Source organism: Psychrobacter sp. D2, assembly GCF_013608135.1.
Classification (GTDB): domain Bacteria; phylum Pseudomonadota; class Gammaproteobacteria; order Pseudomonadales; family Moraxellaceae; genus Psychrobacter; species Psychrobacter cryohalolentis.
In genome coordinates this window covers 46,282-60,499 of record NZ_JACDXZ010000012.1, presented here as the reverse complement: position 1 = coordinate 60,499, position 14,218 = coordinate 46,282, and the positions used below count along the sequence as shown (strand labels likewise).

The window sequence follows — 14,218 nt, the reverse complement described above, 5'->3', positions numbered from 1 at the left end:
TAAATGGCTAGTTTCTCTCAGTAAATCTTATTATATATTACGTGAGGCAATACAGGCGCGCTCAAAATCTTTAGGCGTATTAAAATTGGTAAGAGATTGCCAATCCTCTGAAAACGTTACAGGCTGCACAATTGGCTGAATAAATTTCATTACTTGGCGCTGCCCATTGTCAATATAATGCTTCAAATCCTGCTCAATACTTAAGCGATAAATACCTAACAATGGATATAAATGATGCTCATCGGTGAGACAAATGACCGACTTATCTACAGCTTGTGTTATATAAGGTTGCAGTTTTTTCCATAAATCGGTTGCAGCAATCAAGCTATCACAGCTGATAACCATCAGCCAAGAGCTAGGCGCATTTGATATAGTGGCTAATGTCGTTGACGAAATCAAATATTGTAATGCCGCCTCTATGGCGACCAATGCGCCGCCAGTTTCGATCTGTTCATTGTCATTACTAGCAAAATCGTCAACCGAAAGGTAATCAGTGATATGAATGATGGGCACTTGCGGGTTATTCAAAATCAAATCTGGATTGATACCAAAACCACGACCGTTATCTGCAATCATAATAGGCACATTATAAGCAGTGGCTGCGCTTAGTTTAAGCGCTTGCCTGACATGATAATCAAGCAATTGCTCATTGGTTGGTAGCATCAACTCAGCTTTAGGCGAACCCATACGTTTGGATGCACCACCTGCTAAGATGACGATACCTGCTAAGCGATTCAAGTGATCTATATCGCTTGAGCTATTTACACTTTTTAAGGTATTTACAGCATCTGTCATGATTAATCGTGACCGGGGTTGGTACGCATAAAGTGCGGGACAAAATTGCATGGGCGCGTACGGCTATCCAGCTGCTCTTGTAAGATGCCTTCCCAAGCAGTACGGCAAGCACCCGACGAGCCAGGTAAACAAAAAATGCCTGTACCATTTGCCATACCAGCTACAGCGCGAGATTGGATGGTAGACATGCCGATATCGTCTTTTGAGATTAAGCGGAACATCTCGCCAAAACCATCTACTGACTTGTCAAACAAGACGCTGACTGCCTCTGGAATGCTGTCTCTAATATAAAACCCCGTACCGCCAGTGGTAATCACTGCATGAACATTTGGGTCCGCAATCCAGCCGCTGACAACGGCTCTAATCTTATAGATATCGTCGGTAATCAGTTGACGATCAGCAAGCTGATGCCCTGCTGCGGTTAACTGATCGACCAGATATTGTCCTGAGCTGTCTTCTGCCATCGTACGACTATCAGAAACGGTTAATATCGCGAGATTAAGTGGGGTAAAAGGTGCTTGCAGCTTGCTCATGAATGTTCCTTGATAAATATGCTTATTATGAAAAATATTGCTGATAAATAAATTAACCACCAATCATCGACAAGTTATTCATAATGCCACTGTTCGAGTCATGAAGATGATGGTGCTCAGGTTTAATGGGCATAAAACTATGTAAAGTACTTACCAGTCCTGCAACATCATCTTGCTGCAAATGCTCACGAATGTCGTAATTGCCTTGATCAAATAGGCACAGATGCACCTTGCCTTGACTGCTAACCCGCAGGCGATTACAGCTGTCACAAAAATGGGCTGCATATGGTGCAATCAGGCCGATACGCCCTTTATAATCAGGATGACTGTATTCAATTGCTGGACCGTCGTTGCTGCCGCGTTCATGGGTTTGCCAGCCGTCTTCCATCAGATAATTGGTAATGATGTCGGTTTGGGCATGCTGAGCAAAAAACAAATCGCTGTTGTCACTGGTCTGCATAAATTCAATAAAGCGATAAGTGACTGCTCTATCTTTGACATAATCAATGGCATCCATTAAGTTTTCAAAGGCAGTTTCTGCCATCAGAATGCTGTTTATCTTAAGTTTAATATCGGTGGTTGCCAACAAGGTATCCATATCAGCCAAGAGTTGTGGCAACATATCAAAGCCAGTCATCTTATGGAAAGTAGCGGCATCAAAGCTGTCCATACTGATATTAAGCTGATTTAGTCCGGCTGCCTGCCAACTAGCTAAGTGCTTACTAAGCTTATAACCATTACTGGTCATGGCAACGGTTTCAATGCCTTCAGTGTTTTTGATTGTTTTAATAATGTCTACCACATCACGGCGTATAGAAGGCTCACCGCCCGTAATCCTGACTTTTTTGGTGCCAACTTGAGCAAATCCGCGGATTAACGTAGCAATTTCAGCGACACTAAGCTCATCTTGTGGAGGTTTGCCTTGATAGCCATTGGGCAAGCAATACTCACAGCGAAAATTACAGAAATCAGTAATCGATAAACGCAAATAGGTCAAACGTCGTGCAAAGCCATCTGTTAATGGTTGAGCTAAGTTAGCTGCAGAATCAATAGACAAAACTGCCAATTTTGATGGTAAATGATCATCAAAAAAATTAGATGCAGCAGTAGGCGAATACAGTTGAGCATTTCCTACGGTGGGGGCAAGATGGTTCATAGATGATTACCATTAATATAAAATATAGTGTGTACTTTTAAGCGTTGCCTCAGGTTGTGAGTGAAATAGGCTATTCAGGTATAAATATGACCGAGTAACTACAAATAACAATCAACCGTCATTCAATTAGTGACTAACACCAGAGTAGCAGTTAGATAATAAATGTTAAGTTTCACACGGTCTATAGCATAGAGGTTTATTCACTGTATCATTTTTAAGCGACATTCACTATATCCAAGGGAAAGGTTGCACTTGTACGCTTTCGCCAGCGGCTACATTGCCAGAATCTTGTGCCAATACAATAAAGCAGTTGGCATGGCTCAGCTGCTTGATACGGTGTGATTGTTGTTTGGTAAAGCTTTCAACGTAAAAACTGCCTGCTTCATCTTGGGTTAAAACGCCTCTTTGGAAGTCCTTACGACCAGCTGATTTTTTAACATCGTTTTTAAGTGTTGCCATGACTGTTAATTGCATGGGTCGCTCTGAACGAGACGCGCCTGCCATTTGCCACAAAGCAGGAATCACAAACTGTAGCGTACCAACGACCGTCGATAGTGGATTACCAGGCAAACCAAAATATAAGACAGGCTTGGCAAGGTTTTGTGTCAGCTCACCAAAAACAAACGGCTTACCAGGTTTCATCGCGACTTTGTAGTGATTAATCTTGCCCAATTGCTCAATGACGGTGGTCAAAAAATCATAATCACCAACGGATACACCAGCGGTAGAGATTAGTACGTCACACTCTTGCATGGCTTGAGTGACAGCAGCCGTCGTTTTGTCTAAATCATCAGGGATAATCCCATAATCACGAATAGCTATTGGTAAATCAGAGAGCAGGCTTTTAAGAGTGGGGGTATTAGAATTATAGATTTGCGCCAAACTTTTAAGCTCATTGCCAATCGCCACTAGCTCATCGCCTGTCGCGAGTACACCAACAATTAATGGCTGATAGACGTTGACTTTATCAAAACCCAAATTCGCCAATAAACTGATATCAGCAGGATTCAGCCGCTTACCTTTGAGTAAAACGGCTTCTCCCGCTGCAATTTCTTCGCCTTGTTTGCGAATATGGTCATCAGACTGGGCAGTTTGACTAAGGATGATAGGGTATGGCTGTGATTTATCAATGCTGCTTTTTATCGCGGCAAAATTGGTGTTTTCTTGCATGATGACGGTATCACATTCATCAGGTACGACCGCACCAGTAAAAATGCGTACTCCTTGACCTGACTGGATATCACCATTATAAGGGCTACCAGCTTGCGATTCGCCGATGATGGTGATGGTAGTATTTGTTGCAAGCTTAGTCCCTTTAGCAATCGCATAACCATCCATCGCGGATAGGTTCTCTCTTGGTACCGAAAAAGGCGAGACGATATCTTCAGCCAGTATGTGATGACAGCTGTCTAATAAATCGTAGTTAGCGACGGCTCTTTTATCAAGCGGATAGTCGTTATTATTATAATTCTCTACGCGCTGCTGTATCTCAGCTACAAGCCCTTCAACCGTAATCATAACCTTGTACTCATCTTATTAATGTTGAGCTATATATAGCATCAGACATACTTTATACCATAAGAATGACATGGCTGACAGGGATTTTATAAGCGGAGTCGTAAGATATGATTGAGGTTGTACGTTAAAGAATGGATGAAGATAGAGCAGATTTTCATATCACTTTACCGAGATAGTTTTTTTATCGATTGCTCGAAGAAAACGATGCAGAAGCTTCAAAAAACCCCATCCCAGTAATGCTATTTTGTCATTAACAATTGCTTATAACCTTAAGCCAGCTCTATACTCATTTTAGGACCAAAGGGTTCGTAATGAATGTTATTAAGGACATGGTCAAGGATGATCAGGCTATCAATAATGCTTTCCATAAAAGGCATGGAACCACAAACATAAATATCAGCAAGTTTAGGCAAATTGCTAAGCCAAGCTTCATTCAGAATCTGCCCAGACTCAAAGTAAAAAATGTGCTTTTCTACGTTTGTCGCAGTAGCCAATAGTTTATTAACTTCACTATCAAAAGCATGATGCTCTCGGTTTTGGCAAGCATAAACCCAAACGATAGGACGTTTTGGATTAGCGGTAACTTGAGATTCTAACATGGATAAAATAGGTGTCACGCCAACGCCAGCACTGATCAGTACCAAGGGAATATCATTTTGCTGCATCAACTCCTGATTCAGCTCAAAATCACCAGCCGGTGCCGACAATAAAACGGTGTCACCGATGGCTAGATGATCATGTAAATAATTAGACACTAGACCATGATGCTCATTGCGATTGTCACGTCTAACTGCAAACTGGATACCTTGATCGCTATTGGCTGAGTATAAAGAGTAGTGACGCAGAGCAATATGATCGCTATCTGCTGGGTCTGTTTTTACGGTAATGTATTGACCGGCAGACAGTTTAATTTTGCTTAAATCGATAGTCTGATTGTTTACTGAATGGTCATTTACCGAGACGACGGTAAAGGCGGCGATATCAGTTGCTGCTTCTACTTTTGCCGTTACTATAAACGGTGCAAAGCCTTGCCATATTGCCTGCTCATACATACCGTGCTCGATTTGGATAAATATCGAGGCAATCTCATCATAAGCTTCTGCCCAAGCCGTAAGGATATCGTCAGTTGCTGCATCACCCAATACTTCCTTGATGGCAGCAAGCAGATGCTTGCCAACGATAGGGTAGTGCTCTGGTAGGATTTGTAAGGCGCGATGCTTATGGCTGATTTGCGTTACTTGAGGCAATAACGTGGCTAAGTTTTCTAGATGTTTAGCCGCTGCCAAAACCGTCATTGCCAACGCAGTCTGTTGACGACCAAGCTTTTGATTGGTTTCATTAAAAATATCAAGTAGTTCAGGATGCTCATGAAACATATTTTTATAAAATACAGTAGTAATCGCGATCCCATGCTCTTCGAGTACCGGTACCGTTGCTTTGACGATTGCTAATGTTTGTAGTGACGCCATTGTGGATCCTTTAGTGATTATTCACATTGATAATATTTAGTGATTTAAGATTAATGAACGAAATTAATAACGATAATCAAAATTTCGAACCGTTTGGATGAGCCAATAAAACGCAGTGACTCAACACTTAAAAGTCAAATCGTTAACCGAAATTATAAGATTCATTTAAAATGAATCTTATAATATATTATCTCTGTTCTAATATCAATGATGCAATACTATTGTACTGATTCCTTTTGGCAACATTTCTGTATCACAATCTAATTTTACTTTGCAGGCAAAGGGGTTCATTTATGCAAAGTCCACATACATAAATCATTAGCTTTAAAACGCTACGGTTCATTAAATAGGTGGCACAAAAAAGCCCTGTTAGGTACAGGGCTTTTTTTATTAAGCGATAGGTAACTTTTTTATTTAAAATAGTACTTTAGACATTTTTGCCGTGTTGCTTTTGCTGAATGTCTTTAGCTAAGTTATAGCATTCATTGATATGGTCAGTAGCAATCTTCTTAAAGATCATATAGCCCATAGTACCTGCGACCAGTTGACCACCAAGTGGGATAAATTTGGTTACTTGCTTAGCAGCGATACGACCACCGAAGCCTTGCACGGTCTTTTTAACGATACCACGAGTTGCCATTAAGCCTGCAAAGTCAACGGTACGATCTTTTAGCGCACTCCAGTGAATAGCGCGTGACTCTAAATCTACCGCTGCTTGGCGATCCTCGAGTAAACCAAAGCGCTCACTGATTTCAGGTAAAAGCATTGTCAGCATGCTAGCGTCAATTGCCACATCAAAAAATGGTACCGGAACGATAGCAACACCAGCAGAGATTCTGGCGCGCTTTTTGACCATGGCGATACATTCTTTTTTGACTTGTTCAAGATTTAAGTTTGGATCAATCGTATTCGGTAGTTTTTCAGCTAAAGGGGTCGTTTTCATGAAATATCCTTAAAATAGGTAAAATAGCAATTAAAAGAAAAAAATAAAAAATAAAACATAGAATAAATAACAAGCAACTGCAGTGTTTATAAGATGCCTACCATTTTATGTATTTATAAACGCCATACAATCGCTGCTTTGTAGCAAAATGCTGAAAAATAGGGGTAATCTGCACCGTTTTTGTAAATGAAGCCATACGCTAAAAATATAAGTTTAGAAATAAATACATTGTCTAGGTGCGCTAAAATTATTCTATAAGTTACGTGATGATGGATGTATAAGCAATCTCTAACCTTGCACCGACATGCCAAAAATTACCTCTAAATTAATATTGTGAGCACTTACTAAAGCCAGTAGAATACGTTCATGCTAAATTTAACTCCCCGTTATACCAGCACTCGCATTGACGAGTTGCCCGCCGCGTTGCAACCACTTGCCGCCCAATCACTGACGCTTGCTCGCCTATATGCCGCTCGCGGTATTATGCAGCCAGATGAGCTTGAGACTCAGCTGGCTGGTTTGCTGCCTGCTGAGAAGCTAAAAGGTATCATTGAAGCGGTAGATCTATTAGATATCGCTATTGATGACGGTCAGCGTATTCTGATCGTTGGTGACTTTGACTGTGATGGCGCAACCAGTACGGCGTTAATGATGCGCGCCCTGACTGCCATGGGTGCCAAGGTTGATTTTCTAGTCCCTGACCGTTTTAAATACGGTTATGGGTTGACGCCAGAGATTGTCGAATTGGGTATTAAAACTTATCAACCGCAAATGATTGTCACGGTAGATAATGGTATCTCAAGCCATGAAGGCGTGGCGCGCGCGCAGGCTGATGGCATTACTGTCATTATTACAGACCATCATCTCACTACCAAAGAGACACCGCCTGCTGAAGCGGTAGTCAATCCCAATCAGCTTGATTGCACTTTTTCTAGTAAAGCTTTGGTAGGTGTTGGGGTAGCTTTTTACGTACTCGGACGACTGGCAAAGCTGCGCCGCGATGCTGGCAAATCTACCGTACAAGTCAGTCAGTATTTGGATTTAGTGGCGCTTGGTACGATTGCTGATGTGGGCGTACTTGATAAAAACAATCGTATTTTGGTCCATCATGGCTTAGCGGCTATTCGTCAAGGACGTGGCTCTCTTGGCATACTAGCGCTACTCGAGCAAGCGGGTCGAGATCCCAAAAAACTACAGGCGCAAGATTTTGGTTTTGTCTTGGGTCCACGTATTAATGCGGCTGGGCGTATGGATAATATGCGCATCGGTATTGAGTGCTTGCTAGCAGATGATTGGGCAACAGCGCAGCGATTGGCACAAGAGCTTGAGCAGCTTAATCGTACGCGTCGCCAAGTAGAAAGTGAGATGCGTACGCAAGCGGATAATATCGTCCAAGCATTAGCTGCTGCTGATACAGGTATTGAAGCTGATGTTGAAGAAAGCGATGATATTATCGTTCAGCATAGGCTTGAGAAGAAGAGCACTAATACCCGCAGTATTGTGTTATATCAAGATGACTGGCATCAAGGTGTTATCGGTATCGTCGCAGGACGTTTGAAAGAAAGCCATTATCTGCCGAGCATTGTCTTTGCGCCGGCGGATACTGAACGTACAGGTGCTGAAGATGTCATCAAAGGCTCAGCGCGTTCTATTGCTGGCGTGCATATTCGTGATGCCATTGAACAAGTTGCCGAGAGCCATCCTGATTTAATCAGCCATTTTGGCGGTCATGCCATGGCAGCTGGACTGACGTTGAAACGAGGTAACTTTGATGCCTTTGTGACAGCATTTAACGCGGTGCTGGCACAGATGGAGGATGAGGTGTTCGCTGAGCAAAAATTCACCGATGGTGCTTTGCAAGCAAGTGATTTTAGCTTATGGTTTGCTGAGCATCTGGCAGAGTCTAGTATTTGGGGACATGGGTTTGCGCCACCGATATTTGATGGGGTGTTTGAAGTGTTGAACTTTAAAGTGTTAAAGGATAAGCATCTTAAACTGTCGCTACGTTATCCTGATGTACAGTATCCGATTGAGGCGATTCAATTTAATTTTGATAGCAGTGCTTGGGATTACCGTGCCGAAAAAGTACATATATTGTTTGAGCTGGACATCAATGAATGGAATGGCAAACAAAGCTTGCAGTTAATGATAAAAGATTTGGCGCTGGTAAAAGAGACGGTCGAAGCAAATTAGAGACTTAACAGTACAGATAGTAACTGCGCTAATAGTCTCTAAGCGTCCATATTTCCAATGCTTTAATATTTCCATTCAATGGTCGGAAACTGCCAATCATAGCGAATAGCAAGCATGCGTAAGGTAAAAATCGTTGCCATTGCTGAGATATCAGCAATCCAAGCGGTCACACCAATATGGTGTAGCGCAAAGTAAAGGATACCACCTGTTAAAGCGGCGGTGATATAAATCTCTTGCTGTAGCACCAGCGGAATTTCATTGCAGATCATATCGCGGATGATACCGCCGACAATAATCGTAATAACCCCGAGTAATAGTGCCACCGGCATATTTGCGCCCATACTATCAGCCACCTTGATACCGATTAAGGTGAAGGCTGAAAGACCAATAGTGTCAGAGAGTTTAAGAAATGTGTCAACACGTCTAGAATTGGGGTGAAAGAATATCTGCATCACCAGTGAAGAGATGGTAATAACTGTCAAATAGCTCATATCTACCATCCAAAACAGTGGGTGACGATCCAAAATCACATCGCGCACCGTACCCCCTCCGATAGCCGTCACAATCGATACCAGCAAGCAGCCGAACACGTCGAAATTTTTATGCTTAGCTAATATCGTCCCTGAAATACTACAAGCGACAATACCAATCATATCGAACAAATAAATCAGTGAGCGCGGGTTAAAAGTAGTAATCAAATCCGAATCTAAGGCAATAATGGGCATGAGTTATTCTCATTAAAGCACTGAGATCACAGTGCTGCTAGTTTATTCGCTCATCGTAAAAACTGGCTAATCTGTTAATCGATCAAACGAATCGAAGGCAAGTGCCAATCGAATTTCAATGCCAGCATACGCACAGCAAAGATGATAAATAGCATTATAAATTCGTTTATTGTCGCGTCTAGCCCCCAGTAGTCGAGCACCAAATACGTCAATGAGCCTGCAATACTGGCAGTGATATAAATCTCACGCTGTAGTACGAGCGGAATCTCATTACAAATGATATCACGCAATAAACCACCAATAATGGCTGTCCAAACTCCCATCATAATAGCAATCATTGGCGCTATATCTTGCGTCAATCCCACTTTAAAGCCAATCACACTAAAGGCTGCCAGACCAATAGCATCAAAGAACTTAAGCGCGTTATCAATTTTATGATACAGATGAAAAAACATTTGCAAGATAAGAGAGGTGGCAGTAATCACAATGACGTAATTGAGATCTGTCATCCAAAATAAAGGATGGCGATCAAGTGCCATATCCCGTAGTGTACCACCGCCGATAGCATTGACCAGTGCAACTAATATGCAGCCTGCAATATCAAAACCTTTGTGCTGCGCGAGCAATGTGCCAGCGATAGCACAGGCGATGATCCCAACCATATCCAACATATACAGCAGGATATCGGGGAAAATAAAGTTATTTATCATCGCTATATTTGAGCCTTAACCATCTTTGGCAAATAATATCAGTCCCAGAATGATAAGCGCAATACCCACCAAGCCCAGTGTAGAAGGAAGGGCATTATTCAGTAATAACATGCCGCCAATTAAAGCAAATATCACTTCACTGGCTTGGGTAGAATCTACGCCTGCCACCTCGCTCGATGTTACTGCTTGCTCACGGGCATATAAAAATATACTCGTCGCCGCCACACCTGCGAGTACTGCTACCAGTAACGTATTAAACACTTGTGTGGTCGCCGGTTGCTCAGGACGTATGATTAAGCCTAATAATAACCAAAATGGCAAACTACCGAGGGTCATTAACCAGACTTTATTAAAGGCATTTTGTAATAATGTTGTCTCAATCGCAGGAATGCGCGCAATGAGATTTTGTAAGCGTGACGCAGCTTGTCTATCGATAGGTAGGATAGGGGCTTCGGTAATGATGCGTTGGGTATGAGTGTCAATGCTATCATCAGTGTCATTTGGCTGAAGATTATCACGAGCCTGTTTCTGCTCAGCACTGTGTTTGCGCGAATTATGAGACACTTGCCAAACCAGCTGATTGCCAATCGGATAACTGAATGCTGCAATAAGTGCAGGCAGCGCGCCATATAGCAGCATATCAGCCATAGGTACGGTATCAGCGAGAGTGGATGCATGTAAGCCTTCACTGACATTGACCATCACTACACCGATAAAGACGAGTAGCGCATAAATGATAAATTTCTTATCAAATCTTTGCCCAAATGCCACCAATACCAATAAACTTGTCACCACCGTAAACATAAAGGTTGCTGCAACCACCCAGCCTGCAACGTGGTCACCAGCATAACAAATGCCAGTATAGAACACACCAAAGCCGATACTGCCGGTAATACACCAAAATCGCCAATGCTGAAAGAAGATAGCACTTAATTCTCTAATACGTCCAAAACCATGCTGCATCGCAATCAGGACAGTAATGATGAGCCACATAAATAAATAGCGTAGGCTTGCTGACCAAAACCAGTGCCCACCAGCACTGCTCATCATCTCATTTAATATAAAAGTGGAGCTAAAAAACGCGCCCGCTAATAAGCCCAATAAAATGAGTTTGACCATAGCTATCCCTTTCTTCCTTGGCTTGCTATTTATTTGAGAATCCATTCAGATTTTAGAGACTATTTGCCCTTAGCATCTGCCCAAATAATCTTATGTAGTTGCAATTGAAAACGTACGGGTAGGGCGTCGCCTAACATCCATTCGGCAAGCTCACGTGCGAGTACTGGCACTTCTGGACTATTATCGTTTGCCGTATCTTCATGTGCCACATTAAACATCGGTGAAAACCATACCGTACCGACCAAGTCATTTAGCTTATAGTCGATAAGCTTCGCTTTTGCCCAGTCATAATCGGTGCGATTCATGATGACAAATTTTATTTGGTCATGTTGAGTGAGGTAATCGAGGTTTGACCAAAGATTCTTATCAACTTCACCTGAGCTTGGGGTTTTCAAATCCATCACTTTGCTGACCGATGGCGGGACATTTTCGACCGTCAGTGCCCCTGCCGTTTCAAGAGAAATCTCATAACCCTCATTGAGCAGACGCTTCATCAATTCAATAGCGTTAGGCTGAGCTAAAGGCTCACCACCGGTTAAGCAAATACGCTTACAAGGGAAGCTGGCAATAGTCGCCATAATAGTCTCAAGCGACTGACGTTCGCCGCCACTAAAGGCATATTCGGTATCGCAGTAAACGCAACGTAGCGGGCAGCCGGTCAGACGCACAAATATCGTCGGCAACCCTGAAGTCATTGCCTCACCTTGCAGAGAATAAAAAATCTCCGTCAAACGTAACCCCGCTTCAGGGTCAGTGACAGGGATAGCAGCGGTGCGTAAAGATAACTCACTCATAATATTTCAAATACAGTTAAGGATTGATTGTGCCATCGAGCACATATCAAATAAAAAAGGTTTAAGAATCTGTCTAATGCTTGGAAATTCAGTGCCCAGACAAGACAAATATTATAACGTAAAGTCCTCTATTAAGCTGCTACCTAACAACAAAAAGATGCTAGAGCACAAAGCTTCAGCATCTTTTTTTATTTACAACAATCACTATCGTGATTAAGTATTTAAGCTAAACGTAATAACTCATTTACGGATGTTTTAGCACGGGTTTGCGCATCGACTTTTTTCACGATGATAGCTGCATACAAGCTATGCGTACCATCTTCAGAAGGCAAGCTGCCTGGCACAACAACTGAGCCTGCTGGTACGCGACCACGATGAATCTCGCCAGTTTCGCGATCATAGATGCGGGTAGATTGACCAATATAGACGCCCATAGAGATCACTGCGCCTTCTTCTACGATAACGCCTTCAACGATTTCAGAGCGCGCACCGATAAAGCAGTTGTCTTCAATGATAGTCGGATTGGCTTGTAATGGCTCTAGAACACCACCGATACCGACGCCGCCTGATAGATGGACATTTTTACCTATTTGAGCACATGAACCAACAGTCGCCCAGGTATCTACCATAGCGCCTTGATCGACATAAGCACCGATATTGACATACGATGGCATTAATACGGCGCCTGGCGCGATATAAGAGCCTTTACGCGCAACGGCTGGTGGTACAACACGCACGCCAGCTTCTTTAAACTGCGCTTCTGTCCAATCTGCAAATTTCGTTGGTACCTTGTCATAAAACTGGACATGCTCGCCCGCTGCTTGAACGTAGTTGTCATTTAAGCGGAACGATAGCAAGACAGCTTTTTTTGCCCACTGATTGACGACCCATTCGCCATCCTTTTTTTCTGCAACGCGCAAAGTGCCGTTATCTAGCTGCTCAAGTACTTGATTGATGGCATCACGGACATCTTGGGGCATGGTTGCTGGGCTATATTCGTTGCGGTTCTCAAAAGCTTGTTCGATGGTTTGTTGTAATGACATAAACATTCCTAGAATTGATGAAGGTAAATAAAAACTTGCCGTATTGTCGCTAATTTGGCGACTTTTAGCAAACGTGATAGACGATACTATAATTTCGGGATTTTATGAGCTTAAGTATTGCTATTTATCCAGCCTAAGATGTCTTGGTAAACCTGCTCTTTATTCTGTTCATGGAGCGGCTCATGGCGCATATGAGGGTAGAGCTGCACAGAGACATGATCAAAATGTTGTCTATCTAAGCGATTGGCAATATTACGAATACCGCGACCCATATCACCGATTGGGTCATTTTCTCCGCTGATTAATAACATTGGAAAATCTTTAGCAATCGTCATTGCCCAGTTTTTATGCAAGCCTGCATTCATCAGTGTAAAGAGGGTCATAAAGCCGTTATTAGTAAAGTCAAAACCCGTCAATGGATCGGCTTCATAAGCTTCAACAGCGGCAGGATTTTCGCTTAACCACGCAAACTTTGATGAAGAAATACGATTATTAAGCTTGCTATTAAGTACTTTATTCATCACGTTAGCAAATAAGGTATTTGGCTTTTTAGGCGCCGCTTTTGTCAGTAACTTATTGACCGGCAATAATACTTTGATCAATGGATTGGCATCCGCTGTGCCCATTAAAATAGCACCAGTAAAGTTGCGCGCATGGTGTTTAAGGACGTTACGGACGATAAACGAGCCCATAGAGTGACCCATGACGAAATGTGGTACATTCGGATGACGCGCTTTTAAGCTGTCCGCCATGACGATGACATCTTTTAATAATGACTGCACAGGATGCTCTTCACCAAAAAAACCTAAGTCTTTGGCTGATTTAACAGTTTTTCCATGACCAAGCTGGTCATAAGTGGCGACCGCAATACCGTGATCGGCTAAAAATTGCGCCACGTCTGCATAACGCCCGCTGTGCTCTGCCATGCCGTGTACAATCAGCAAGGTTGCACTAATGGCAGTATCACTATGGCTCGGCTCAAAAAAAGTATGATGCAGATAATGGGTATTGTCAGAGGAAGTTATTTGTTCATTATTACTCATAAAAATCCAGTCCTTGAATGGTTAAGGGTATGATGAGATAGATTATATATTTTTTAGGGCTTTATTATAGGGATAAGTTATTGCTACAACCAATCTAATTGCGAAATTTGGCAACATTAGTATGTTATTTGGTTTTTAGTGAGCGTCATGGCCTAGTCATTTAAACGACAGCTACAA

Annotated in this window: 13 protein-coding genes; 1 reads left to right on the top strand and 12 read right to left on the bottom strand. The window is 42.5% G+C overall.

The annotated features are described in order from the left end of the window. Positions 1-30: 30 nt before the first annotated feature. From H0262_RS12725 to H0262_RS12700, 6 genes are all read right to left on the bottom strand, one after another. Positions 31-795 (bottom strand): molybdenum cofactor guanylyltransferase, encoded by a 765-nt coding sequence (locus H0262_RS12725; protein WP_181210999.1) that lies wholly within the window; start codon positions 793-795, stop codon positions 31-33. A 2-nt stretch (positions 796-797) separates the two neighbouring features. Further along, the gene (gene moaB / locus H0262_RS12720; RefSeq protein ID WP_020443017.1) at positions 798-1,328 is read right to left on the bottom strand and encodes a molybdenum cofactor biosynthesis protein B; all 531 of its coding nucleotides are present in this window, start codon (positions 1,326-1,328) and stop codon (positions 798-800) included. A gap of 52 nt (positions 1,329-1,380) precedes the next feature. Then, positions 1,381-2,484 carry a GTP 3',8-cyclase MoaA gene (moaA, locus tag H0262_RS12715; RefSeq protein ID WP_181210998.1) on the bottom strand — a complete coding sequence of 368 codons (1,104 nt, stop codon included), beginning with the start codon at positions 2,482-2,484 and terminating at the stop codon, positions 1,381-1,383. Positions 2,485-2,712: 228 nt separating this feature from the next. Continuing rightward, positions 2,713-4,002 carry a gephyrin-like molybdotransferase Glp gene (gene glp, locus H0262_RS12710; RefSeq protein WP_181210997.1) on the bottom strand — a complete coding sequence of 430 codons (1,290 nt, stop codon included), beginning with the start codon at positions 4,000-4,002 and terminating at the stop codon, positions 2,713-2,715. Positions 4,003-4,271: 269 nt separating this feature from the next. Next, entirely contained in the window at positions 4,272-5,471 is a 1,200-nt protein-coding gene (locus tag H0262_RS12705; RefSeq protein ID WP_181210996.1) for a globin domain-containing protein, read from the bottom strand. A gap of 427 nt (positions 5,472-5,898) precedes the next feature. Further along, positions 5,899-6,414: a hypothetical protein gene (locus H0262_RS12700; protein WP_149410024.1), complete on the bottom strand. Its 516-nt coding sequence runs from the start codon at positions 6,412-6,414 to the stop codon at positions 5,899-5,901. 366 nt (positions 6,415-6,780) lie between these two features. Here H0262_RS12700 and recJ point away from each other — a divergent pair, with 366 nt between their 5' ends. Then, positions 6,781-8,607, top strand: coding sequence for a single-stranded-DNA-specific exonuclease RecJ (gene recJ, locus H0262_RS12695; protein WP_181210995.1), 1,827 nt, complete (start codon positions 6,781-6,783; stop codon positions 8,605-8,607). Between the two features lie 62 nt (positions 8,608-8,669). Here recJ and H0262_RS12690 read toward each other — a convergent pair whose 3' ends face one another. The 6 genes from H0262_RS12690 to H0262_RS12665 all read right to left on the bottom strand — a co-directional run bounded on the left by H0262_RS12690 (position 8,670) and on the right by H0262_RS12665 (position 14,041). After that, complete coding sequence (locus H0262_RS12690; protein WP_011513071.1) at positions 8,670-9,332, bottom strand: trimeric intracellular cation channel family protein; 663 nt, start codon at positions 9,330-9,332, stop codon at positions 8,670-8,672. A 74-nt stretch (positions 9,333-9,406) separates the two neighbouring features. Next, entirely contained in the window at positions 9,407-10,042 is a 636-nt protein-coding gene (locus H0262_RS12685) for a trimeric intracellular cation channel family protein (RefSeq protein ID WP_181210994.1), read from the bottom strand. Between the two features lie 15 nt (positions 10,043-10,057). Then, positions 10,058-11,161, bottom strand: a complete 1,104-nt coding sequence (locus tag H0262_RS12680; RefSeq protein WP_181210993.1) for a multidrug resistance efflux transporter family protein — start codon at positions 11,159-11,161, stop codon at positions 10,058-10,060. Positions 11,162-11,220: 59 nt separating this feature from the next. Next, on the bottom strand, positions 11,221-11,955 hold the full coding sequence (queE, locus tag H0262_RS12675; RefSeq protein WP_181210992.1) for a 7-carboxy-7-deazaguanine synthase QueE: 735 nt from the start codon (positions 11,953-11,955) through the stop codon (positions 11,221-11,223). A gap of 221 nt (positions 11,956-12,176) precedes the next feature. Beyond that, a complete protein-coding gene (dapD, locus tag H0262_RS12670) occupies positions 12,177-12,998 on the bottom strand; it encodes a 2,3,4,5-tetrahydropyridine-2,6-dicarboxylate N-succinyltransferase (protein ID WP_020443027.1) in 822 nt (273 codons plus the stop codon). 110 nt (positions 12,999-13,108) lie between these two features. Further along, positions 13,109-14,041, bottom strand: coding sequence for an alpha/beta fold hydrolase (locus tag H0262_RS12665; protein ID WP_181210991.1), 933 nt, complete (start codon positions 14,039-14,041; stop codon positions 13,109-13,111). Between the last annotated feature and the right edge of the window lie 177 nt (positions 14,042-14,218).

Bases quoted from the DNA above. Each gene is read 5' to 3' on its own strand.
- dapD (WP_020443027.1), bottom strand. From the start codon at position 12,998: ATGTCATTACAACAAACCATCGAACAAGCTTTTGAGAACCGCAACGAA.
- H0262_RS12685 (WP_181210994.1), bottom strand. From the start codon at position 10,042: ATGATAAATAACTTTATTTTCCCCGATATCCTGCTGTATATGTTGGAT.
- moaA (WP_181210998.1), bottom strand. From the start codon at position 2,484: ATGAACCATCTTGCCCCCACCGTAGGAAATGCTCAACTGTATTCGCCT.
- recJ (WP_181210995.1), top strand. From the start codon at position 6,781: ATGCTAAATTTAACTCCCCGTTATACCAGCACTCGCATTGACGAGTTG.
- H0262_RS12680 (WP_181210993.1), bottom strand. From the start codon at position 11,161: ATGGTCAAACTCATTTTATTGGGCTTATTAGCGGGCGCGTTTTTTAGC.
- glp (WP_181210997.1), bottom strand. From the start codon at position 4,002: ATGATTACGGTTGAAGGGCTTGTAGCTGAGATACAGCAGCGCGTAGAG.
- H0262_RS12665 (WP_181210991.1), bottom strand. From the start codon at position 14,041: ATGAGTAATAATGAACAAATAACTTCCTCTGACAATACCCATTATCTG.
- H0262_RS12700 (WP_149410024.1), bottom strand. From the start codon at position 6,414: ATGAAAACGACCCCTTTAGCTGAAAAACTACCGAATACGATTGATCCA.
- queE (WP_181210992.1), bottom strand. From the start codon at position 11,955: ATGAGTGAGTTATCTTTACGCACCGCTGCTATCCCTGTCACTGACCCT.
- H0262_RS12705 (WP_181210996.1), bottom strand. From the start codon at position 5,471: ATGGCGTCACTACAAACATTAGCAATCGTCAAAGCAACGGTACCGGTA.
- H0262_RS12690 (WP_011513071.1), bottom strand. From the start codon at position 9,332: ATGCCCATTATTGCCTTAGATTCGGATTTGATTACTACTTTTAACCCG.
- moaB (WP_020443017.1), bottom strand. From the start codon at position 1,328: ATGAGCAAGCTGCAAGCACCTTTTACCCCACTTAATCTCGCGATATTA.
- H0262_RS12725 (WP_181210999.1), bottom strand. From the start codon at position 795: ATGACAGATGCTGTAAATACCTTAAAAAGTGTAAATAGCTCAAGCGAT.